The sequence below is a fragment of the Baekduia sp. genome, from assembly GCF_035685985.1.
Classification (GTDB): domain Bacteria; phylum Actinomycetota; class Thermoleophilia; order Solirubrobacterales; family Solirubrobacteraceae; genus Baekduia.
In genome coordinates this window covers 20,591-42,748 of the sequence record NZ_DASRZV010000026.1, presented here as the reverse complement: position 1 = coordinate 42,748, position 22,158 = coordinate 20,591, and the positions used below count along the sequence as shown (strand labels likewise).

At 72.1% G+C, this 22,158-nt stretch carries 24 protein-coding genes and 1 tRNA gene; 18 read left to right on the top strand and 7 right to left on the bottom strand.

The genetic code is table 11. The features are described from left to right. Positions 1-6 precede the first annotated feature (6 nt). From VFG42_RS17100 to VFG42_RS17085, 4 genes are all read left to right on the top strand, one after another. Positions 7-600, top strand: a complete 594-nt coding sequence (locus tag VFG42_RS17100) for a 5' nucleotidase, NT5C type (protein ID WP_324909977.1) — start codon at positions 7-9, stop codon at positions 598-600. 31 nt (positions 601-631) lie between these two features. Beyond that, on the top strand, positions 632-1,606 hold the full coding sequence (locus VFG42_RS17095) for a lysophospholipid acyltransferase family protein (protein WP_324909976.1): 975 nt from the start codon (positions 632-634) through the stop codon (positions 1,604-1,606). Between the two features lie 6 nt (positions 1,607-1,612). Further along, positions 1,613-2,926 carry an NAD-dependent epimerase/dehydratase family protein gene (locus VFG42_RS17090; RefSeq protein WP_324909975.1) on the top strand — a complete coding sequence of 438 codons (1,314 nt, stop codon included), beginning with the start codon at positions 1,613-1,615 and terminating at the stop codon, positions 2,924-2,926. A 111-nt stretch (positions 2,927-3,037) separates the two neighbouring features. Further along, positions 3,038-4,087: a L,D-transpeptidase/peptidoglycan binding protein gene (locus VFG42_RS17085; protein ID WP_324909974.1), complete on the top strand. Its 1,050-nt coding sequence runs from the start codon at positions 3,038-3,040 to the stop codon at positions 4,085-4,087. Positions 4,088-4,095: 8 nt separating this feature from the next. On the opposite strand, the gene VFG42_RS17080 is transcribed toward VFG42_RS17085, so the two are convergent. After that, the gene (locus VFG42_RS17080) at positions 4,096-4,386 is read right to left on the bottom strand and encodes a hypothetical protein (RefSeq protein WP_324909973.1); all 291 of its coding nucleotides are present in this window, start codon (positions 4,384-4,386) and stop codon (positions 4,096-4,098) included. On the opposite strand from VFG42_RS17080, the gene VFG42_RS17075 reads away from it, so the two are divergent. Both VFG42_RS17075 and whiG read left to right on the top strand, forming a co-directional pair. Then, complete coding sequence (locus tag VFG42_RS17075; RefSeq protein ID WP_324909972.1) at positions 4,370-5,302, top strand: tyrosine recombinase; 933 nt, start codon at positions 4,370-4,372, stop codon at positions 5,300-5,302. The two genes, VFG42_RS17080 and VFG42_RS17075, sit on opposite strands and share 17 nt — an antisense overlap. Then, complete coding sequence (gene whiG, locus VFG42_RS17070; RefSeq protein ID WP_324909971.1) at positions 5,299-6,096, top strand: RNA polymerase sigma factor WhiG; 798 nt, start codon at positions 5,299-5,301, stop codon at positions 6,094-6,096. The genes VFG42_RS17075 and whiG overlap by 4 nt, the downstream gene beginning before the upstream one ends. A 29-nt stretch (positions 6,097-6,125) precedes the next feature. Here whiG and VFG42_RS17065 read toward each other — a convergent pair whose 3' ends face one another. Both VFG42_RS17065 and VFG42_RS17060 read right to left on the bottom strand, forming a co-directional pair. Then, complete coding sequence (locus VFG42_RS17065) at positions 6,126-9,779, bottom strand: HtaA domain-containing protein (protein ID WP_324909970.1); 3,654 nt, start codon at positions 9,777-9,779, stop codon at positions 6,126-6,128. Between the two features lie 113 nt (positions 9,780-9,892). Then, the gene (locus VFG42_RS17060) at positions 9,893-10,378 is read right to left on the bottom strand and encodes a hypothetical protein (protein ID WP_324909969.1); all 486 of its coding nucleotides are present in this window, start codon (positions 10,376-10,378) and stop codon (positions 9,893-9,895) included. Positions 10,379-10,643: 265 nt separating this feature from the next. Between VFG42_RS17060 and fusA the strand changes: the two genes are divergently transcribed. From fusA to VFG42_RS17030, 6 genes are all read left to right on the top strand, one after another. Beyond that, entirely contained in the window at positions 10,644-12,728 is a 2,085-nt protein-coding gene (fusA, locus tag VFG42_RS17055; protein WP_324909968.1) for an elongation factor G, read from the top strand. Positions 12,729-12,801: 73 nt separating this feature from the next. Continuing rightward, positions 12,802-13,116, top strand: coding sequence for a hypothetical protein (locus VFG42_RS17050; protein WP_324909967.1), 315 nt, complete (start codon positions 12,802-12,804; stop codon positions 13,114-13,116). A 92-nt stretch (positions 13,117-13,208) separates the two neighbouring features. Then, positions 13,209-13,946, top strand: coding sequence for a hypothetical protein (locus VFG42_RS17045; protein ID WP_324909966.1), 738 nt, complete (start codon positions 13,209-13,211; stop codon positions 13,944-13,946). A gap of 76 nt (positions 13,947-14,022) precedes the next feature. Next, positions 14,023-14,838: a hypothetical protein gene (locus VFG42_RS17040; RefSeq protein ID WP_324909965.1), complete on the top strand. Its 816-nt coding sequence runs from the start codon at positions 14,023-14,025 to the stop codon at positions 14,836-14,838. Positions 14,839-14,862: 24 nt separating this feature from the next. Then, entirely contained in the window at positions 14,863-15,078 is a 216-nt protein-coding gene (locus tag VFG42_RS17035; protein WP_324909964.1) for a hypothetical protein, read from the top strand. Continuing rightward, positions 15,075-15,497: a reverse transcriptase-like protein gene (locus tag VFG42_RS17030; protein WP_324909963.1), complete on the top strand. Its 423-nt coding sequence runs from the start codon at positions 15,075-15,077 to the stop codon at positions 15,495-15,497. The genes VFG42_RS17035 and VFG42_RS17030 overlap by 4 nt, the downstream gene beginning before the upstream one ends. Positions 15,498-15,516: 19 nt before the next feature. Here VFG42_RS17030 and VFG42_RS17025 read toward each other — a convergent pair whose 3' ends face one another. The 3 genes from VFG42_RS17025 to VFG42_RS17015 are packed head-to-tail and all read right to left on the bottom strand — an operon-like array spanning position 15,517 to position 17,568. After that, entirely contained in the window at positions 15,517-16,086 is a 570-nt protein-coding gene (locus VFG42_RS17025; RefSeq protein ID WP_324909962.1) for a hypothetical protein, read from the bottom strand. Between the two features lie 19 nt (positions 16,087-16,105). After that, positions 16,106-16,984, bottom strand: a complete 879-nt coding sequence (locus VFG42_RS17020) for a deoxycytidylate deaminase (RefSeq protein WP_324909961.1) — start codon at positions 16,982-16,984, stop codon at positions 16,106-16,108. After that, positions 16,981-17,568, bottom strand: a complete 588-nt coding sequence (locus VFG42_RS17015; RefSeq protein ID WP_324909960.1) for an adenylyltransferase/cytidyltransferase family protein — start codon at positions 17,566-17,568, stop codon at positions 16,981-16,983. Before VFG42_RS17015 ends, VFG42_RS17020 begins: the two co-directional genes overlap by 4 nt. Positions 17,569-17,650: 82 nt before the next feature. Between VFG42_RS17015 and thyA the strand changes: the two genes are divergently transcribed. Genes thyA through VFG42_RS16990 form a run of 5 tightly spaced genes read left to right on the top strand, consistent with a single transcriptional unit; the run spans position 17,651 to position 20,907 of the window. Continuing rightward, positions 17,651-18,562: a thymidylate synthase gene (gene thyA / locus VFG42_RS17010; protein WP_324909959.1), complete on the top strand. Its 912-nt coding sequence runs from the start codon at positions 17,651-17,653 to the stop codon at positions 18,560-18,562. Then, positions 18,559-19,041 (top strand): dihydrofolate reductase, encoded by a 483-nt coding sequence (locus VFG42_RS17005; protein WP_324909958.1) that lies wholly within the window; start codon positions 18,559-18,561, stop codon positions 19,039-19,041. The genes thyA and VFG42_RS17005 overlap by 4 nt, the downstream gene beginning before the upstream one ends. After that, positions 19,028-19,471, top strand: coding sequence for an HIT family protein (locus VFG42_RS17000; protein WP_324909957.1), 444 nt, complete (start codon positions 19,028-19,030; stop codon positions 19,469-19,471). The genes VFG42_RS17005 and VFG42_RS17000 overlap by 14 nt, the downstream gene beginning before the upstream one ends. Further along, entirely contained in the window at positions 19,468-20,070 is a 603-nt protein-coding gene (locus tag VFG42_RS16995) for an HD domain-containing protein (RefSeq protein WP_324909956.1), read from the top strand. Before VFG42_RS17000 ends, VFG42_RS16995 begins: the two co-directional genes overlap by 4 nt. A gap of 9 nt (positions 20,071-20,079) precedes the next feature. Next, positions 20,080-20,907, top strand: coding sequence for a phytanoyl-CoA dioxygenase family protein (locus tag VFG42_RS16990; RefSeq protein WP_324909955.1), 828 nt, complete (start codon positions 20,080-20,082; stop codon positions 20,905-20,907). 9 nt (positions 20,908-20,916) lie between these two features. On the opposite strand, the gene VFG42_RS16985 is transcribed toward VFG42_RS16990, so the two are convergent. Further along, entirely contained in the window at positions 20,917-21,954 is a 1,038-nt protein-coding gene (locus VFG42_RS16985; RefSeq protein ID WP_324909954.1) for an ABC transporter substrate-binding protein, read from the bottom strand. Positions 21,955-22,062: 108 nt separating this feature from the next. Here VFG42_RS16985 and VFG42_RS16980 point away from each other — a divergent pair. Then, positions 22,063-22,136, top strand: a tRNA-Gly gene (locus tag VFG42_RS16980). Positions 22,137-22,158 lie beyond the last annotated feature (22 nt).

Genomic DNA, 22,158 nt, shown 5'->3' with positions numbered 1-22,158 from the left:
GGCCAGATGGCGCATCCCGGTCTCACCATGCGCATCGCCATCGACATCGACTCCACCCTGCACCACTACTGGGACGTCCTCTCGGACGCCGCCCAGCGCCGCTTCGGCATCGAGCTGCCCTACGAGGAGCAGTTCGACTGGGGAATCACCCGGCTGAAGCCCGAGCAGCTCCGCTGCGTCATCGACGAGACCCACGCCGACGCGGCGATCCTGGCCGGCCGCCCGTACCCGGGCGCCGTCGAGACCGTCAACGCGTGGGCCGCCGACGGCCACTTCATCCACATCACCTCGCACCGCGCCCAGCGCGCGCACGAGGCGACCGAGCGCTGGCTGAACGAGATCGGGCTGACGTTCGACGAGCTGTACTGCTCCGACGACAAGGTCACCCGCTGCGCCGAGATCAACATCGACCTGCTGATCGACGACAGCCCCAAGAACATCGAGAAGGCGCTGGAGCGCGGCATCCGCGTCGCGACGATCCACCACCCGTGGAACGCCGACGTGTGCGAGATCGAGGACGTCGTCTGCGCCAAGGACTGGGAGCAGCTGAGCGCCAAGCTCTCACCGCTGTTGAGCGCCAAGAAGACCAGCATCGCTTAGCGGGCCCCCGCCTGGGACAATCCCCGGCGGGATGGCCAACACATCGCGCAGCACGCTGGCGCAGGGCGAGCGGGAGACCGCGCGCATCGACGAGGACGACCGCCTGGCGCTCGTCGACGACGCGCCCGCGCCGGGCACCGCCGGCGGCGGTGGCGGCGCGATCGCCGAGCGCGCGCCCGAGCCCGACCTGCGTCCCTACCTCGCGCCGATCGAGACCGAGCGCCAGGTCACCGACTGGGGCCGCAGCGAGCGCGTCGAGAACCTGATCGACAAGACGCTCTACGACTTCTACTACCACCTGTGGTTCCGCACCGAGGTGGAGGGCATCGAGCACGTGCCCGACACCGGCGGCGCGCTGCTGGTCTCCAATCACTCCGGCGCGCTGCCGCCCGACGCGCCGATGATCGCCAAGGCGATCAAGGAGGAGCACCCGCACCCGCGGCCGCTGCACCTCACCGTCGAGAACTTCTTCAAGGGCTACCCGGGCCTGAGCATGCTCGTCCCGAAGATCGGCGGCGTGCCCGCGCACCCGGCCAACGTCCACCGCCTCCTGCACGACGAGCAGCAGCTCGTGCTCGTCTTCCCCGAGGGCCGCAAGGGCACCGAGAAGCTCTACAAGGACCGCTACCGCCTGCGCCGCTTCGGCCGCGGCGGCTTCGTCGAGGCCGCGATGCGGGCCAAGGCGCCGATCGTGCCGATCGCGGTCGTCGGCGCGGAGGAGGCGCAGCCGATCTTCGCCCACATCCGGCCGCTGCAGAAGCTCACCGGGCTCATCTACTTCCCGGTCACGCCGTTGTTCCCGCACTTCGGCCTGCTCGGGACCGCCTACCTGCCGGCGAAGTTCAAGATCCGCTTCCTGCCGCCGGTGCCGACCGACGACCTCGGCGTCGACGAGCCGTGGGAGGACCAGGCGCTGGTGCAGACGATCGCGCACGACATCCGCGCGACGATCCAGGACGAGCTGCTGGACATGCTCGGCAAGCGCAAGTCCGTGTGGTTCGGGTAGCCCGGCATGCGCTCGCGCCGCATCCTCATCACCGGGCTCTCCACCTACTGGGGCGCCCACCTCGCCCAGGCCCTGGAGCGGGACCCCGAGATCGAGACCGTCATCGGGATCGACCGCACACCGCCCAAGCTCGCGCTGGAGCGCACCGAGTTCGTCCAGGTCAGCGACGCGCACTCGCTCATCCGTCGGATCGTCGACGCGGCGGAGATCGACACGATCGTCGACACGCGCCTGGTCGTCGACTCGATCGTCACGTCGCGCTCGCGCGCCCACGAGAACAACGTCATCGGCACGATGAACGTGCTGGCCGCCGCGGGCGGGCCGGACAGCCCGGTGCGGAAGTTGGTGTTCAAGTCCAGCGCCCGCTACTACGGCGCCGAGCAGGACGACCCGGCGTTCTTCACCGAGGACATGCGCCGCCCGCACGCGCCGACGACGCCGATCGAGCGCGACATCTGCGAGGCCGAGGCCAACGTCCGCGACTTCCGCCACAAGAACCCGGACGTGACGGTCACCGTCCTGCGCTTCGCCAACGCGCTGGGCCCGGACCTGCGGACCTCGTGGCAGAGCTACCTCGGCCAGGTCGCGATCCCGACGATCCTCGGCTTCGACCCGCGCGTGCAGTTCATCCACGAGGAGGACATGGCCAACTGCCTCCAGCACGCGGTCATGTACGACCTCGACGGCACCTACAACTGCGCGGGCGACGGCGTGCTGGTCCTCAGCGAGGTCATCGGGCTGCTCGGCAAGGCCAACCTGCCGATCCTGCCGCCGTGGGGGACGGGCCTGGCGACGACGGTCGCGCGCCGCGCCGGCCTGCCGATCCAGGCCGAGATGCTGCCGCAGCTGCGCTTCGGCCGCGCGCTGGACAACCGCCGCTACAAGGCGACCGGCTTCGTCTACCAGCACACGACGCGCGAGACGATCCTGAAGCTGCGCGAGCAGCAGCGCCTGGAGCCGATCCTGCGCGGAGCGGTGGGCAGCTCCTACCGGTACGAGTCGGCGGTCGAGGAGTTCCTGCGCTTCAGCCCGAGCGTGCGCCAGGCCAACGCGCGCCCGCAGCTGGGGCCGTCCAACAGCGCGCCCCGGGCGCGCTCGGACGATCCCGGGACGCCCGCGCCCGCGCCGGCCCCGGCGGTCGCGCCCGCGACGACGCCCTACGCCTCGCTGCCGGCCAGGGAGATCCTGGCGATCCTGCCGTCGCTGAGCCACGACGACCTCCAGGTGCTGCGGGAGCACGAGGCCGCCAACGCGGCGCGCACGACCGTCCTGCGCGGGATCGACCGGCTTCTGGCCGACCCTCAGATGTCCGCGCGCTGACCTCGAAATGCGCGCTGGGGCGCCTGAATCGGTGGGCACCGCTCCTTGCAGGGCTTTTCTCGGGTTGGTCGACCCACTACCCTGGCACGACCTTCCTCCCTTCAGTCAGCGTTGCTCACCCGTCCCTTCATCGCCGGAGCCGCCATCGTGGTGCTCCTCGCCGCGCTCGCGTTCGGCACCTACTCCTACGACCATGCTCGGAAGGACACGATCGCCAAGGGCGTGACGATCGGCGGGGTGGACGTCGGCGGGATGAAGCGCTCCGCCGCGGAGGCCGAGCTGCGCCGGCGGATCCTCGATCCGCTCAACCGCTCGGTCGTCGTCGACCACGGCTCCAAGCGCTGGACGCTGTCGGCCAAGGAGGCCAAGGTCGCCACGAACCTGACGGCCACGGTCGACGAGGCGATGCTGCGCAGCCGCGAGGGCAACATCCTGCAGCGCACCTGGCGTGGGATCACGGGCAAGAAGGTCCACACGCGGCTGGAGCCCAACGTCACGTTCTCCGACGCCGCGATCGTCCGGATGCTCGACCGCATCCGCCGCGCGATCGACCGCCCGGCGATGAACGCGACCGTCAAGTACACGCTCCAGGGCCCGAAGACGACGCCGTCGCACGACGGGCTCGCCGTCCAGGCGACCGCGCTGCACAAGCAGATCAAGACCGCGCTCGGCGCGCCGGACACCAAGCGCCGCTTCAGCGCGCAGACCCAGCACGTCCAGCCGAAGGTCTCCAGCGACGAGATCGACAAGCAGGCCGCGACGATGCTCGTCGTCGACCGCGAGCACTTCCAGCTGCGGCTCTACAAGGACCTCAAGCTGGCCAAGACCTACAGCGTGGCGATCGGCGCGGTCGGCCGCGACACGCCCGCCGGCCTGTACCACATCCAGAACAAGGCCGTGAACCCCGCCTGGACCATGCCCTACAGCGACTGGGTCCCGAAGGACCAGCAGGGCACGGTCGTCCCCGGCGGCACGGCGGAGAACCCGCTGAAGGCGCGCTGGCTGGGCATCTTCAACGGCGCGGGCATCCACGGCGTGGACCCGTCCGAGTACGGCACGATCGGCCACGCCGCCTCCCACGGCTGCGTGCGGATGAGGATCTCCGACGTGGAGGACCTCTACCCGCGCGTGCCGGTCGGCGCGCCGATCTACATCGCTTGAGCGACCGCCTAGCTCGCGGTCAGGTCGACGTCCCGGATGTCGTCGATCGGGACCTCTTCCCAGCCCTCTCCCAGCAGGGAGGCCTGGCGGTCCGTATGGCGAAGAACCAACGTGCCGATGAAGATCCCGTGCGTCCGCTTGCGCAGCACCGCGTACCACATGGTCGACGCGTCGATGTCGCCGCGGACGCGGTGCCAGGGGCGCGGCGGATCGTCGTGCCGGGGCGAGATGCCGGCGTCGATCAGCTGCTGATGCGTCGCGACCTGACCTGAGCTGGTGTCGATGAAGAACAGTCCCACGCCTCCTGAGGATAGGCCCACGCTGAGCCCGGCGTGGACCGAGTCCCTGCGCCTCTTCGAGGCCGACCTCGTGCGCCGCGGCGCCGCCGAGCGCACCCGTCGCGCCTACGGGTTCGACTGCTCGCAGTTCGCGCTCTGGTGCACGACCCAGGGCTTCGAGCCGACCGAGGTCACCACGCGCGTCCTGCGCCGCTACGCGCAGGCGCTCGGCGAGCGCGACGTCGTCCCCGCGACCGTCGCCCGCAAGCTCGCCGCGCTGCGCGCGCTGTACCGGACGCTGCGCGAGCACGGCGTGATGCCCGCCAACCCGGCCGACCTCGTGCCGGCGCCGAAGAAGCCGCAGAAGCTGCCGCGCGTGCTGAAGGCCGACGAGGTCGCCGCGCTGCTGGACCGCATCCCGCAGATCACGCCGCTGGACGTCCGCGACCGCGCGATCTTCGAGTTGGCCTACGCCTGCGGCCTGCGCGCGGAGGAGCTCGTCAACCTCGACGTGCACTCGATGGACTTCGACGCCGAGGAGGTGCGCGTCGAGGGCAAGGGCGGCAAGACCCGGATCGTCCCGGTCGGCGAGGCCGCCGTCCGCGCGTTGGCGCGCTACGTGGAACGCGCGCGTCCCGCCCTGGAGACCGACCGGACGCAGCCCGCGCTGTTCGTGTCCAAGTCGGGCAAGCGGCTCTCGACGAGCGACGTCCGCAGGCGCCTGCGCGTCTGGTCCAAGCGCGCCGCGCTGCAGGGCGGCGCGCACCCGCACGCGCTGCGCCACTCGTTCGCGACGCACCTGCTGGACGGCGGCGCGGACCTCCGCGCGATCCAGGAGATGCTGGGCCACAGCAGCATCTCCACGACGCAGATCTATACCCGTGTAGAGTCCGCCAGGCTCAAGTCGGCGTATGCACGGGCGCATCCGAGGGCATGAGCGAGCGGGGAACACGGATGGAGACCAACGTCAAGGCGATCGAGCTGCGGGACCTCTGGCGCCGCTACAAGGCGACCGGCGACGTGCATGCGCGCGAGCGCCTGGTCGTCGCCTACTCGCCGCTGGTGAAGTACGTCGCGGGCCGCATGGCCTCCGGCCTGCCGGCGCACGTCGAGGAGGCCGACCTCATCTCCTACGGCCTGGTCGGCCTGATCAGCGCGATCGAGCGCTTCGACCTCGAGCGCGAGATCAAGTTCGAGACCTACGCGATCACCCGCATCAAGGGGGCGATCATCGACGAGCTGCGGTCCCTGGACTGGGTGCCGCGCTCCGTGCGCGCCAAGGCGCGCGAGATCGAGAAGGCCAACACCAAGCTCGAGCACCAGCTGCAGCGCGCGCCCACCGACGAGGAGATGGCGCGCGAGCTGAACGTGTCGATCGAGGAGTTCCAGGAGTCGCTGCTGCAGATCTCCAACTCCACGGTCGCCGCGCTCGACGAGCTGTGGACCGTGGGGGACTCGTCCGGCGACGCCGTGTCGCTGCTCGACACGCTCACCGACGAGAACGCGCCGGACCCGGCCGCGGTGATGGACCAGACGGACCTCAAGGACCGCGTCGCCGACGCGATCGCCCGCCTGCCCGAGCGCGAGAAGCTCGTCGTCGCGCTCTACTACTACGAGAACCTGACGCTGCGCGAGATCGGCGAGGTCCTCGGCGTCACCGAGTCGCGCATCTCGCAGCTGCACACGAAGGCCGTGCTGCGGCTGCGCTCGCGCCTGCTCGAGACCGAGTAGGTCCCTCGCCGACGCGAGCGCCCGAGCCGCTACGCGGTCACGCGGGCGGAGACCGTCCGCGTGGCGCGCGTGCCGCCGGTGGCGATGGTCGTCCGGACCTTCACGGTCGCCGTGCGCCCGTGCAGGCGCCTGAGCGCCGTCGCGGTGAGCCGCACGCGCAGCGTCGCGCCGCGGCCGGCCTTCGCCGTCCTGGCGACGAGGACGGTCGCGTTGTAGGCCCTGCCGGCGATCGTGACCCGGACCGTCTTGGGCGCCGTGATCGCGCAGGCCGCGCCGCCCTTCGGGCACGACAGCGTGGCCAGCGTCGCCGTGCGCGTCCTGGCGGCCACGCGCTGCTTGGCCGCCCGGACCGTGATCCAGCCGGGCTTGGCGGTGGCCTTGGCCTTGGCCGGCGGGGCGATCGGCGTCGGCGTCGGCGTCGGCGTCGGCGCGTCGCCGGCCGGCGGGGGCGCCGGGTCGGTGCGCGGCGGGTCGACCGGCGCCGGTGGCTCCTCCTCGACCGGGTCGGCCGCGCCGGTCACCGTCACCGCGAACGGGTGCGGCGGCTTGCGCGCGTCGGCCACGCCGCCCGACGAGTACCAGTACGGCGCCAGGCCGGTCCTGACCTGGAAGTCGACGAACGACTGCGGCCACGCGCCCCAGCCCGGCGTCGTGCGGTCCTGGGCGGCCGCGCCCGCCGGCAGGTCGACGGTCACGCCCGCGTAGGCGGGGACGATCGACGTCGTCGCGCCGTCGGGGTCGACGCGCGCGCCGGAGAACGTCGCGATCGTGACGCCCGTCACCGTCGGCACCGGCGTCCGGTCGTCCGGGTCGGCCTGCGAGGAGCCGTAGCCCGACAGGTCGCCCTTCAGGGTCCCGGACCCGTCGGGCGCCACGACCAACTTGAGGTTCTTGACCGTGAACGGCACCAGGCCGCCGTAGAAGCTCACCGAGAACGTCCCGGCCCAGGCGACGGTGGCGGTGCCGTCGGCGGCGATCGCGCCCGCTCCGCCGGTCAGGCGGACGAGCTGCTGCCCGCCCGAGGTCGTGTGCGCGGCCCGCGTCGCCCACGTCGCGGGCGTCTCGTCGCCGTCGGAGGAGACCTGCAGCACGCGCACGTGGGGCGCGGTGGCCGCATAGGTGGCCTCGGTCCCGTCCGACACGCCCGCCGACAGGTAGTTGGCCTGGCGGTTGGGCGCGAGCGCCTGGATCTCGTCCGAGCCGGTCCAGTCCAGCCGCACGCCGGTCAGCGTCCGCGGCGTCACGGTCGCGGCGGCGACGGTCAGCGTGGCGGCCTTGGTGGAGGCGGTGGCCACCGCGTTGGCGATCCGCGCGCGGAACCGCGCTCCGTCCTGGTCGCGGTCGGTCCTGGCGATCGTCAGCGTGTCGCCGTCGACGACGATGTTGTCGTCCTCGGTCGGGTCGACGTCCACCCAGAACCCGCCGACCCGCCGCTGCCAGGTGATCGTCGGGGCGGGGTTGCCGTCGGCCAGGACCTGGAACGTCGCCGGTCGGCCCGCGACGACCGTCAGCGAGACGGGGTCGAACGTCACGCGCGGCGCGTACCGGACGCTCAGCGTCGCGACGTCGCTCACCGCGCGGCCCGCGGCGTTCTCGTACAGGACGCGGTAGCGCGCGCCGTCGTCGCCGCGCCGGGCGCTCACCGTCAGCGTCGCGCCGTCGGCGCCCGGGACGTCCCTGAAGCGCGTCGCGCCCGGCGCCTTGACCTGCCACCGGCGCGTCGGCGCGGGCGTGCCCTCGGCGCTCGGGGCCGTGAGCGTGACGTCCCGCGCGTCCTCGTCCGCGGCCAGCGTCGCGCTCGCGTCCCCGGGCGCGCCGGAGGCGACGGCGGGCGACAGGCCCACGCGCGCGAAGCGCCCGACGCCGAAGACCGGCGTGTCGCCGATGCCGGTCGGGAGGCCGTCGCTGGTCTGGGCGTAGACCGTGTGGTCGTCGTCGACCCACACGAATCCGCCGCGCGCGTTGCGCTTGTCGAAGAACTGGTCGTCGACGACCTCGCCGTCACGCACGGCCCGCAGGCGCTGCGACGCGGCGCCGCCCAGCCAGAGCGTGCCGTCGGTCGGATCGACCGCGCCGAACGGGAGGCCGTCGAAGCCCGGCAGCGGGACCTCGGCGGCGGCCTTCGGCCCGCCCGAGGCGCCGGCGTCGATCTCCCGCACCCAGCCCGGGCGGGTGGCGCGGTGGGTGTGGATCGCCCAGACCCGGCCGTCCACGCCGGGCAGCACGGAGTCGATCAGCGAGGTGGTGTCGTTGGGCACCGCGAGGCCGGCGACCGGGGTCGCGGTGGCCGTGCCGGCCGCGTCGTCGAGGACGATCCGGTCGGCGGCGTCGATCGTCGCGGGCGCCGTGCCCGTCGCGCCGGGGTCGAGGGCCTGGCGGTCGGCGGGCACGACGAACGAGCCGTCGCTCGCCACCGCGCCGAGGCGCTTGTAGAGCGTCCGGTTCATCCCCGGGACACCGGGCAACACGTAGGCCTTGCGCGTCCACGCGTCGGCGGCCTCGTCGTACTTGTAGGTGTAGAGCGTCCAGACGTGGTGGGAGTAGTCGTTGGACGCGACGCCGTCGGGGACGACGCGCGCGATCTCCCAGGCGCGGTGGCCGACCGGATCCCAGGCCAACGGCTGGTTGACCGTCGTCGCGATCGGCGTGGTCAGCGTGCCGGTGTCGAGGCGGTCGGCGGCCCTGTCGTAGCGGATCCAGGTGGCGATGCTCGGGTCGGTCACCGACCGCAGGTAGACCCGACCGGTGTCGGGATCGGTCAGCGCCGCCGCGCCGAGCCCGTCGATGCCCGGCGCCGTGACCGGCGGCCCGACCGGCTTCAGCGTGGCGAGGTCGAAGGCCTGGTAGGTCCACTCGAACGAGAGGTCCGGGAGCACCTCCTTGGTCCGGTAGTAGGCGATCTTCCGGGCCGGGTCGACGGCCAGCATCGCGTAGAAGGCGTTGGTCGCGGTCAGCCCGTCGGCGGCGAGCGTCAGCGGCGTCGTGCCGGGGGCGTCGAAGTCCTCGGAGAGGTCGGGCGCGCCGCCCGGGCCGTCGTAGGAGAGCGACACGGCGTCGATCGCCTGGCCCTGGCGGTAGTTGCTGCTGAACACCGACACGGCGTCGGCGGTCACCGACGCCGGGATCGCCGGCCACGTGGTCGTCCCGTCCGCGACCGTGGGCGTGACGCCCGCGACGTCGAGCTCGGCGACGTCCAGGCGCCCGTAGTCCTTCATCTTCCAGTCGGTCAGCGAGCGGCTGCGTGCGACCACCGAGACCGTCGCGCCGTCGGGCCCGATCGTGACCGTCGGGTCGCTCACCGTGACGTCGAGCAGGAAGACGTCCAGCGGCCCGTCGTAGCCGGGCGGGATCGCGGCGATCGCCGGGTTGTCGGGGTAGAAGTACTTCGTCCAGTGGACGCTGCCGGCGTAGCGCAGGACGGTCGTGCCCGTGTCCGCGTCGTAGGTGCCGGAGGCGAAGTCCCAGGCGAGCTGGTGGCCGGAGGGGCCGGAGGCGGAGACGACGGCGGCGCCGCCGGACGCGGCGGGCGGGCCGACGTAGTTGCGCCAGGACTCCTTGAAGCCCCAATGCAGGGGCGGGGCGGACGTGAGGTCCACCGGGGCGGCGGTGGCGGTGGAGGTCGCGATCAGCGACAGCGCGGCGAGCAGGGCGACGGCACAGGTCGCCAGGGCACGGCGGGGCATGGAAGGCGCGGGTCCTTTGTGGGAGGGAAGGGCGGTGGCCGGAGAACGACGGCGACGCGCCGGGGCCGCCGCGAGAGCGGGCCCCGGCGCGCCGGGTGAGGCGGAGGTGGCGGCTAGTGGAACGTCACGGGCCGGTAGTCGATCCCCACGAACTGCGGGACGCCGCCGACGATCTCGTAGAACGAGACGAGCACCGCGCACGGGTCCGAGCCCGCCGAGGCGGCGCAGAACGTCGTCGTCGTGGGCGAGGTCGCCCCCGAGAAGTCGACGTCGTCGAACACGTCGGAGATCGTGATGTTGCCGCTGTAGGTGCCGGAGCTCAGCGCGTTGAGGCTCGTGAACGCGCCGGTGTCGCCGTCGCAGCGCTGGGCCCAGGTGGCGGGGTTGACCGCGCCGATGTTGCACTCGGCGATCGCGTAGTGCGTCGCAGTGCCCGCGAGGGCAGTCGGGACGGTGCCGGTGACGGCGATCGAGGCGGGCGCCGTGTACGGCCCGCTCGGGGTCAGCGTGGGGGCGGCCTGCGCCGCGCCCGCCGTGGCCGCCGCGATGGCGGCAGCCGAGATCGTCGCGGCCAGGAGCCGCGTCTTGAGACGCATCATGGTGAGGTTCCCTTCTTGGGTTGGACCGTCCGGACAAGGCTGTGTCCGGACGTTAGGGCACCCTAATTAAGGAGAAGAGTTAGGTCAACCTAATTCGCGACCCCGCGCCTGCCGGGTCGGCAGGGCGGACAGCCGGTCAGGCCTAGGTCTTGCCCGATTGTGCCGTTTGCCGCTAGGGTCGCCCGCATCCGAACATCCATCAGGCCGCGTTGCGCCTGACCGGGTCTGAGCGCATCGCGCGGCCTCCGAGGAAAGGAGCCTGGGCATGCACAAGGCTGCGGACCGCATCCGCAACGTGGCCCTCGTCGGCCATCGCGGCAGCGGCAAGACCTCGCTGTTCGAAGCGCTGCTCTTCCAGGCACAGGCGACCAACCGCCTGGGCAGCGTCGCGGACGGCACCTCGCTGAGCGACAGCGAGCCCGACGAGCAGACGCGCGGGATGTCCATCGGCGCCGCGCTCAACTCGTTCGAGTGGCAGGACCGCCGGATCAACCTGCTCGACACGCCCGGCGAGCCGAGCTTCGTGGCCGACGCGCTCGGCGCCCTGCGCGTCTGCGAGTCGGCCATCTTCGTGGTCAACGCGGTGATGGGCGTCGAGGTGTCCACGATCCGGCTGTGGGAGCGGGCGTCCGAGCTGGACCTCGCGCGCATGGTGTACGTGAACATGCTGGACCGCGAGCGCGCGGACTTCGCCCGGACGCTGGAGTCGCTGAAGGACGCGTTCGGGCCGCACGTCGTCGCCGTGGAGATCCCGATCGGCGTCGAGCACGAGGTCTCGGGCGTGATCGACCTCGTCGACATGAAGGCCTACGCCTACGACGACGCGTCGCGCGACAACTGCCGGGAGATCCCGATCCCGGATGAGCTTCGCGCCGCCGCCGAGGAGTACCGCGAGAAGCTGATGGACGAGGTCGCCGAGGTCTCCGACACGCTGATGGAGCGCTACCTCGAGGGCGACGAGATCTCCCACGAGGAGATCGTCGCCGCGCTCAAGGACGGGACCAACCACGGCGGGATCTTCCCGGTCGTCTGCGGCGTCGCCACGCGCAACCTCGGCACCAACCGCCTGCTGGACGCGATCGTCGAGGACCTGCCGTCGCCGGTGAAGCACGGGGTCATGGAGGTCACCGACCACGTCGCGCTGGAGCCCTCCGAGGACAAGGAGCTGTTCGCCTACGTCTTCAAGACGCGCGCCGACCCGTTCGCGGGCCGCATCAACCTCTTCCGCGTCTACCAGGGCGTGATGGCCCACGACAGCCAGGTGCTGAACACCCGCGCCCACGGCAAGGAGCGCATCGGCCAGCTGATCCGCTTCTGTGGCAAGGAGTCCGAGACCGTCGAGGAGTTCGGCCCCGGCGACATCGGCGCGGTCGCCAAGCTGAAGGAGACGCGCGCGGGGGACTGGCTGGCCGCGGTCGACGAGCCGATCGCGATGCCCGCGATCAGGCTGCCGGCGCCGGTGATGGCGTTCGCGATCGAGCCGAAGGCCAAGGGCGACGAGGAGAAGGTCTTCACCGCGCTGCGCCGCCTGCAGGAGGAGGATCCGACGATCGACCTGCACCGCGACCGGCAGACCGGTGAGGAGATCGTCGCGGGCCTGTCGCAGATGCACGTCGAGGTGATCGTCGACCGGCTGAAGTCGCGCTTCGGCGTCGAGGTCGCGCTGAAGCCGCCGCGCGTGCCCTACCAGGAGTCGATCCGCAAGCCGGCCAAGGCGCACGGGCGCCACAAGAAGCAGACCGGCGGCCGCGGCCAGTTCGGCGACTGCCACATCGAGATCGCCCCGCACGCCGACGGCGACTTCGAGTTCGTCGACGCGATCAAGGGCGGCGTGATCCCGCAGGGCTTCATCCCGGCGGTGCAGAAGGGCGTCCTGGACGCGATGGCCCACGGGCCGGTGGCGGGCTTCCCGCTGAAGGGCGTGCGGGTGACGCTGGTCGACGGCTCCTACCACTCGGTCGACTCGTCGGAGCAGGCGTTCAAGATGGCCGGGGCGCAGGCCATGCGCCAGGCGATGGAGGCCGCGGGCGCGGTCCTGCTCGAGCCGATCATGCTCGTGACGCTGTCGGTGCCCGAGGACTCGGTCGGCGACGTCATCGGCGACCTGAACTCGCGGCGCGGGCGCCCGCAGGGGATGGAGCCGATGAAGTCCGCCCATCCGCCGATGACCGAGGTCAAGGCCGAGGTCCCGATGGCGGAGATGCTCACCTACGCGCCCGACCTGCGCGCGATCACCGGCGGCCAGGGCGACTACACGATGGAGTTCGTGCGCTACGAGGAGGTCCCGACGCACCTGGCGGCCAAGGTCGTGGCTGCGGCCGCGCAGGAGGAGGAGGCGGCGCACGCGTAGGCGGCATGCGGGACGGCTCGGCGCGCGCCGTCCCGCTCTTGCCCGCGAGGGGGCGGCGGGTACACTGAGCTTCGTGAGTCCGATCGATCCCAGCACGTTCGGAACCGGTGAGCCGCGGACCTTCGACGGGCGGACCTACCCGTCGCATCTTCGTGTCTATGAGGCCTACGACGACGTGCTGCTTCCGGTCGTCGCCGATCGGCAGCCCGCGACCTTCGATCAGCTGAGCATCGCGATCCCGGACGCGCGGATGCGGGCGTCCCTTCCGCGCTGGCTGGCGTCCGCTGAGTGGCGCGGTCTGGTCAAGCGCCTGGATTCCTCGATGGACGCGCCGCGGACGTATGGCCTCGGTCCGCAGGCCGACGATCACCTGCCGCACGCCGCATAGCTCAGGCCTTGCCGGGCGGGGACGACGAGCGCTACGTCGATCGGGTCTTCCTGACCCGGCGCGGCCGGGCGCCACGGCTCGTTCCCTGCGCCGTGCTGTTCGTCGACCTGCTTGGCGTACGTGCCATGAACCGCGGACCCCAGCGGGCGGTGCGATCGAACCTCATCGCGCTGGAACGCGCGGTGTCGGGGATGTATCGCGACTACCTGGAACCCGACTCACCATGGCCCGGCGCGCTGTTCTCGGACACGCTCGTGCTCGCGGCGCCCGTTCCCGACCAGGACGGCGGCGCGGAGGTGGCGCTGGGTGGTCTCGTCCTGCAGGCGTGCTGGTTGCAGTTGAACCTCATCGACCAGGGCTTCTTCATGCGTGGAGCGCTGGCGCTGGGCGACTTCTACATCAGGGACGGGGTCATCTTCGGCCCTGCGCTCGTCGACGCGGCCGAGCTGGAGCACGATGTCGCCGTCCACCCGCGGATCATCCTCAGCCGTGAGGCGGAGAAGTCGCAGCGTCGCGCTCTCAGGGACTACGCGGACCCCCAGCAAGCGCCCCAGGACGGGGCGTTGACGTGCGACGGCGATGGGTGGACCTTCATCAACTACCTGTCGGTGCTGCTCGACGAGACCGACGACCCGCGAGCGGGGCTGAGGATGCACCGGGACCGGATCGTCGCGCGGCTGGCGGAGACGCGCGCGCGGAAGCGCGTCTGGGAGAAGTACCGATGGGCGGCGGAGTACCACAACGAGTTCGTCGGACGGACGTTCGCGGCCGAGGTGGATCTCCTCGTTCCCATCGATGCGATGACGTGGGAGTTCACGCGCTTCGTGTGAGCGGCACGGCAGCGTTCCGCATCGCGCCTTGCCGGGCGCCGTCGTCGTGGGGTGCGTTGCTACCCTCGGCGACGGCTTGACCCGCAAGTCGATCACCACGAACCCTGCCGTCGTCACGTGCGACGTCTGCGGCCGCACGCTCCTGCGCGGCGAGCATGCCGACGTCTTCATCGCCGGCGGCCAGCGGCGCAACGTGTGCGAGCTGTGCACCGGTCGCGCCGTCCACGAGGGCTGGATCCGCGAGGGCCTGGACGACGTCGTCGCCCGCAACGGCGGCGGCCGCGGCCGTCGCGGTGGCTCGTTCCTGTCGAAGCTGCGCGCGCGCCGCGAGCCGCGCGTCGGCGAGCGCGAGCTGACGCCCGAGGAGCTGCCCTACGCGCGGCCCCGGGCTCGCGTCCAGCGCGTCGAGGAGCCGGTCGAGGAGTACGTCTACGAGGACGAGCCGGCCTACGAGGCGCCGCCGCAGCCGGCGCCCGCGCCCGATCCCGAGCCGGTGCAGCACCACGCGCCGCCGGCCGAGCCGCTGGACCACACGCTGTACACGCAGCGCGACGTCCATGGCGTCCCGACCAACGCGGAGCTGAAGGTCGCGCGGGCGATGGAGCTGTTCAACCAGTCGCCGCAGGTGCGGACCGTGGCGGGCGTCGCGCGCTCGCTCGGCGCCCCGATCGTCAGCGCGCGGCCGTCGAAGACCGAGGGCAGCGTCGTGACGATCGTCGTCGCCTGGGAGCTGTCCTGGTACCGCTTCGAGGTCGACCTCGGCAACGAGGCCGCGGGCGTCCGCGTCGCCGCGCAGGGGTCCGAGCTGTCGGAGCTGGACACGATCGACCAGACGCCGAACGCGGCGGCCGACGACAGCGGGCGTTTGCACCCCGCGGCCTCGCTGGCTTAGGGTGCGGGCCGGGGTGCCCACCTGATGATCTACTGCGTCGTCCCACAGGAGCTTGCGCCCGAGCTGTTCGACCAGCTCACGTCGTACTACGCCGAGGACCCCAACGTCGAGGTCATCATCGACCGCCGCAAGGCCGAGCGACGCGACGGGCAGGCCGACAACGGGACCCATCGTCGCGAGCTGCGCGACCGCCGGCGGCCGCGCGTGCCCGGCGAGTTCCCACCGCTCGACCCGGAGTGAGCGGCGGCGCCGTGGACGTCGTCGTGCACGTCGACGGCGGGGCGCGGGGGAACCCGGGGCCGGCGGCGGCCGCCTGCGTGGTGACCGACGCGGCCGGCGGCACCGTCCTGGACGAGGCCTCGCTCGTGCTCGGCGAGACCACCAACAACGTCGCGGAGTACCGCGGGCTGCTGCTCGGGCTGGAGCGTGCGCGCGCCCTGGGCGCGACGAAGGTCTCCGTGATCAACGACTCCGAGCTGATCGCCAAGCAGGTCAACGGCGAGTACAAGGTCAAGCACCCCGACATGAAGGCCTTGCACGCGGAGGCCCTCGCCGCGCTGGGCGCGTTCGAGTCCTGGTCGATCCGCAGCGTGCCACGCGCCCAGAACGCCGACGCCGACGCGCTGGTCAACCAGGCGCTGGACGCGGCGGGCGCCTAGCCCGGCCGCCGCGCCGCGGCTAGGTCAGCGGCGCCGACGTCGAGCGCCCGCCGGGCGTCATGCGACCGGAGCCCGGGTGGTGCCGGTGGCCCGGATGGCCGTGGTGGGGGCGGACCTGCGCGCGCAGCGCCGCGAGGTCGCAGCCGGCCGGGTTGTCGAAGCAGCCCAGGGCGATCGTCCTGCCCTGCGCGGTGATCCAGCCCTTGGCGACGGCCTGGGTGAGCTGGGCGTCGAGCTCGGCGCGAACGGCGGTGGTCACCTCGGCGGGCGTCTTGTGCAGCTGGGTGGCGAGGCCGTCGATCCAGGCGGTCTTCTTGGCGGCCAGGTCCGTCGTGCCCTGTCCGCGCTGCTGGGCGGCGACGGTCGTGATGGCGGCGCGCAGGTCGGCGGGGGAGACGTCCAGGCGGCGGGCGACGCCGGTCAGCGCGGCGCGCCAGGGCCCGCGGGCGTGGCCGCGCGCCTTGGCGGCATGGTGGGTGCCGCGCTTGCTCGGGTGGCTCGAGGAGGACGAGCGCGCCAGCGCGACGGCCGTGACGCTCAGCGCGATCACGCAGACGACGGTCAGGACGGTCAGCAGGCGGCGGGACATACCACGTTGGTAGCACCCCTCAACGCGGCGCAAACGTGGTCGTGTCCGCGCCCGCGACCTGGACGATCTCGACGCCCGCGGCCTCCAGGACGTCGCGGCCGTCCAGCACCGCGTAGCCCGCGCGGTAGTACAGGCGCGCGATCCCCGCGTTGGCGATCAGCTTCGCGCAGGGCGGGCACGGGAAGTCCGTGACGTACATCGTCGCGCCCTCGGTCGAGCGGCCGGCGCGGGCGGCGCGGGCGATCAGCGCGGCCTCGGCGTGGGTGGCGGTCGACAGCTCCAGCTCGACGCCCTTGGTGAAGTTCGCGCGCGGGTCGCCGGCGGCGTAGATCGCGTGCGGGTGCGGATGGTGCTCGTTGGTGGCGGCCTCGACCGAGCCGTCGGCGAAGCGGATCGCGGCGCCGACCTGGCGCCACCAGTCGAGGCTGGCCGTCGCGGCCTGCTCGGCGAGGTCGGCCAGCGCCTGGTCGGGCGCGACGACCCGGACCGGCGACGGGTCGAGCATCCGCACGGTCTTGGTCTTGTCCCAGCGCAGGAACGCGGTGTCGTAGCGGACGGCGGCCTTCGGGAACCAACGCTCGACGACCGCGTAGGAGACGTCCTCGGCGGGGGCGACGATCGACAGCCCCGGCTCCCGCGCCAGCCGGCCGGCGCCGAGCGCGTCGAGCACCGCGACGCTGGACGCGATCTCGAGCGAGGCGAGCGCGCGCGCGGCGTCGGCGGCGTCCAGCGCGCGGACGTCCTTGGCCAGCGGCCGGAAGTCGGCGTGCAGCTCGGGGCCGATCACGAACGCGCGTCGGCCGCGGGCGTGGCGCTCCAGGAACCGCCGGTAGCCCTCGTGGAGCACCGGGACGTAGGCGAGGACGACCTCGCGGCCGGCCGGCGCCGCGTCGGTCATCCCCGGCGCAGGGTCTCGTCGATCAGCCCCGGCAGGACCTCGGCGAGCTTGGGCCCGAGCTTGTCGCCCAGGTTCATGTACATCTGGCGGATGCGCTCGGAGGTCGTCACCGACGACTGCCGCTCCAGCACGACGACCTCGCCCACGACCTCCTCCAGCGCCGTGAGCTGCTCGGGCGTGTAGGAGTGGTCGGCGGTGAGGACCAGGACGTCGGGCTCGACGGCGCGGATCAGGCCCCACTTCGGGTCCTCGTCCTGCTTGAGGTAGATGAGATCGACCGGGCGCTGGTGGGCCAGCAGCTCCAGCCGCTCGCTCTCGGGGACCATCGGCCGGTCCTCGCCCTTGCGGCGGCGGATCTTGGCGTCGCTGTCGACCCCGACGACGAGGATCCCGCCCAGCTCCTTCGCGCGCGCGAGGTACTTGACGTGGCCGAGGTGGATGAGGTCGAACGACCCCGACGTCAGCACGATCCGGTACCCGAGCCCCCGCAGGTGGGACACGACGCGGGTCATCTCCTCCAGGGAGGGGACCAGGCGGTCGGCGAAGTTGACGTCCGGGCTGAGGACGCCGCTGGTGGCGGCCATGCGCGGAAGGATAGATGGGTCCTCGGACGATCGTTCGGGGTCGGTCGATCTGTCCGGGTCGGCATGCACCATCCTGTGCGAGATGCCGACCTACCTGCCCTTCGACGAGCGCCGTCCCAGCACGCAGTACCAGGACATGCTGCGCACGATCCGGGAGACGGGCGTCCAGGTCGAGACCAAGCAGGGCGAGACCGCGCTGGCCGTCGCGGGGCATCAGATGCGCTTCCCGATGGCCCACGGCGCGGCGATCATCACCGAGCGGTCGATCGGCGGCTTCGTGACCAAGGCGATCGGCGAGCTGTGCGCGTTCATCAACGGCGCGCGGACGCTGGACGAGTTCCGGGCCTTCGGCTGCGACTGGTGGGACGCGTGGGCGACCCCGGAGAAGACCGCGTCGCGCGGCCTGGCGCCGGGCGACCTCGGGCCGGGCTCCTACGGGCACGCGTTCCGTCATTTCACGACGAACCTCGACGACCCCGACGACCCGGGCTTCGACCAGCTGCCGCACCTGATCGCCAAGCTGAAGGACCTGCCGCTGGACCGCACGGCGGTGCTCTCGCCGTGGATCCCGAACGCCAACCACCGCGAGGCCGGCGTCAAGTCGCGCAACACGATCGCGCCCTGCCACGGGTGGATCCACGCGCTGGTGTTCAACGACAAGCTGCACCTGGTCCACAACCAGCGCTCGGGCGACACGCCGATCGGCGTGCCGTCCAACATGGCGCAGTACACGGCGCTCGGGCTGATGATCGAGCAGCTGACGGGCTACGAGTTCGTCGAGTACGTGCACTGGATCCAGTACGCCCACATCTACTCCAACCAGCTGGCGTACGTCGACGAGCTGCTGGAGCGCGAGCCGCTGCCGCTGCCGACGCTGGAGCTGACCGCGGCGGGCAAGCGGATCACCGACATCCACGACTTCCGCGCCGAGCACTTCGCGCTGAGCGACTACCACCCGCACCCGGCGATGCGCGGCATCCCGGTGCTGACGTGATCGCCCTGGTCGTCGCCTACGCGGGACGCGACCGCGTCATCGGGCGCGACGGCGGCCTGCCGTGGCGGCTGCCGAGCGACATGAAGCACTTCGTCGAGCTGACGACGGGCGGGACCGTGGTCATGGGGCGGCGGACGTGGGAGTCGATCCCGGAGCGGTTCCGGCCGCTGGCGAACCGGCGCAACATCGTCCTGTCGCGCTCGCTCGGGTCGCTCCCGGACGCGGTCGAGGTGTACGAGTCGCTGGAGTCCGGGCTGGCGGCGGCGGGGACCGACGCGTTCGTGATCGGCGGGGGCTCGACGTACGAGGAGACGCTGCCGCTGGCCGATCGCGTCTACGCGACGGAGATCGCCGGCGAGGTCGAGGGGGACACGTTCTTCCCGGCGCTGGACCCGGCGGACTGGGTCGTGACGTCGGCGTCGGAGCCGGTCTCCGAGAACGGCCACGAGTTCACGATCAAGACCTATGACCGGCGCTGACTCCCTGTACTACCTGGACGCCGCGCGCTCGCCCGAGCAGCGGTCCTACATGGAGTCCTTGGAGGACGGGGGCGTCTGCATCTTCTGCCCCGAGCACGTCGCGGAGTACCAGGAGCACCCGGTCGAGCACCGCGGCGAGCACTGGTACGTCACGCGCAACTCCTATCCCTACGCGGGGACCGTCGCGCACTACCTGATCGTGCCGCTGCGCCACGTCACCGCGTTCGACGAGCTGCCCGACGCGGCGGGGGCCGAGCTGTGGTCCTTGCAGCGGGTGCTGAAGGACCGCCACGCGCCGCTGGCCACGGCGACCGTCATGCGCTCGGGCGACATGAGGTACAACGGAGGCTCGGTGGCGCACCTGCACGCGCACTTCGTGATCCTCGACGACGCGCCGGCCGAGACCGTGCGCTTCAAGGTGAGCGCATGAGCGACGACGGCGGGCTCGCACGCGACGTCGAGCTGCTGCACGAGGTCGGCTCGCTGCGGCGCGTGGCGCGCACGTGGGCGCAGTTCACCGGCGCGGGCATGGCCAACGTCGCCGAGCACACGCTGCGGGTGGCGTGGATCGCGATGGCGATCGCGCGCCGGGAGGGAGCGGACGCGGCGCGCTGCGCGCAGCTGGCGCTCGTCCACGACCTCGCCGAGACGCGCACGGGAGATGTGCATTACCTGTCGCGGATGTACGTCGAGCGTCGCGAGGACGAGGCGCTGCGCGACGCGGTGGCGGGGACGTCCCTGGAGGACGAGGCCGGCGCGCTGTGGGACGAGTACCACGAGCAGGCGTCGCTGGAGGCGCGCGTGGTCAAGGACGCCGACAACCTCGACTGCGACCTCGAGCTGACCGAGACGCCCGACACCGCGCTGGTCGCGGCGCTGGCGCCGACCCGCGCGCGGGTCCGCGACAAGCTCCATACCGACACCGCGCGGGCGCTGTTCGACGCGATCTACGCGGGGGACCCGCACGCCTGGCACACCGGCGCGCCGAACCGGCTGACGGCCGGTGACTGGGGCGACGGCGGCGGTTAGAGTCGGGCGATGAGCACGTCGTCCGTCCCGTCCGCCGCCCTGCCCACCGCCGAGGACGTCGAGGCGTTCCGCGCCGACGGCGCGATCGTCCTGCGCGGGCTGCTGACCGACGCGGAGGTGGCGACGCTCGCGCGCGGGGTGGAGCGCAACCTGGCCGACCTGAGCCCGCTGGGGATGAACGCGACCGAGCCGGGCAAGCCGGGCGCGTTCTACGAGGACTTCCGCAACTGGCAGCGGATCGGGGAGTACGAGGAGATCATCCGCGGCTCGGCGCTCGGCGCGGCGGCCGGGATGTTGATGGGGTCGCGGGAGGTCCGGCTGTTCCACGACCACCTGCTCGTCAAGGAGCCCGGGACGCTCGATCGCTCGCCGTGGCACCAGGACCAGCCGTACTACTGCATCGACGGCACGCAGACCGTGTCGTTCTGGATCCCGCTGGACCCGGTCGCGCGGCCCTCCACGCTGGAGTTCGTGACCGGGACCCACACGGGTCCGTGGTTCATGCCGCGCTCGTTCGTCAAGAAGACCGCGATGGTCTTCGAGGAGGGCGCGCTGGAGGAGGTCCCGGACGTCGAGGCCGACCGGGACGCGTTCCCCATCAAGGGCTGGGCGCTCCAGCCCGGCGACGCGGTCGCGTTCAACATGTTGACCCTGCACGCCGCGGCCGGGTCGCCGTCGCGCCGCCGCGCCTTCTCCGTCCGCCTCACCGGCGACGACGTCACCTGGGCCCCGCGGCCACACCGCACCTCGCCACCGTTCGACGAGGTCGAGCTGGCCGCCGGCGCCCCGCTGGACCACCCGCTGTTCCCGGTGGTCTGGTCGCGCGCCGCCGGGTAGGCGCGGACGCTACGCCGTCGGCGTCGCCGGGTCGCCGTCCGCGGCGGCGGCGAGCTTGGGCACGAGGTGGTCGATCAGGTAGGGGATGCTCAGCACGCTGATGAACGAGGTGGCCTCGTAGAGCGTGCCGCGCTCGGGGATGAAGATGTCCCGGCCTTGCTTGTGAACCTTCAGCGGGGCGTAGTAGGGCTGGGCTCGCAGCTTGGCCGCGGGCGCGGGGTCGGCGAACCAGAGCAGCGCGCCGACGTCGAGCAGGTCGGCCTTCTCCTCGGAGAGCGGGCCGCCGAAGTCGTCGCTGCCGACGTCGTCGAGCGCGGACGGGAACGTGAAGCCGAGCGAGACGAGCAGGCGCGTGCGGGCGTCCTGGGGGCCGTAGACGTACAGCCCTTCGTAGGGCGTGGCGACGACCGCGGTCTGGCCCTGGAACTCCGGGTGCGCCTTGGCCGCCGCGGCAAGCCGTGCCGCCGCCTGGGCCCGCAGCCGCGCGCCGAGCTTCGGCTTGCCGACGGCCTTGGCGGTCATCGTCAGCTCGTCCTGCCACGAGGAGCCCCAGTCGACCTGGCCGCGCGGCTGGGCGATCGTCGGAGCGATCTTGGACAGCGTGGCGTAGTCCTTCTTCGACAGGCCCGAGTAGATCGCCAGGATCAGGTCGGGACGCAGCGCCGCGACCTTCTCGAACTCGATCCCGTCGGTGAAGCCCAGCTTCGTCGGCAGCGGTCGGCCACCGAGCGCGGCCTCGGCCCACGGGAAGATCGCGCCCGGCCGGTCGCCCAGCCACTCCGTCGTGCCGACCGGATCGATTCCGAGCGCCAACAGCGCGTCCTGCTCGCGGAGGCCGACGACGACCACGCGCTTCGGTGCGCTCGCGACCGTGGTCGACCCGAACCTGTGCTCGACGGTCGCGGGGAACGCGGCCTCCTCGGCGCCCGCCGCCGCGTTCGCGCCGGGCGTGGCGGAGGCGGAGCCGTCGCCGGGGCTCGACGAGCCGCAGGCGGCGAGGGCGAGGACGCCGGCGAGGAGGGCGAGGACGGACGCGGAACGGACCATTAGGGCACCCTAATAGAAGGCCGTCAGGTGGCGTCGCGTCGACCAGGGCCAGGCGGCTCGGCGACGCGACGCGCCGCCGTCGTCCTTCGCTAGACTGCTCGAACCAACGCGGATGTAGCTCAGTTGGCTAGAGCGTCTGCTTGCCATGCAGAAGGTCGAGGGTTCGAGTCCCTTCATCCGCTTCGCATCGAAGGCCCCGCACGT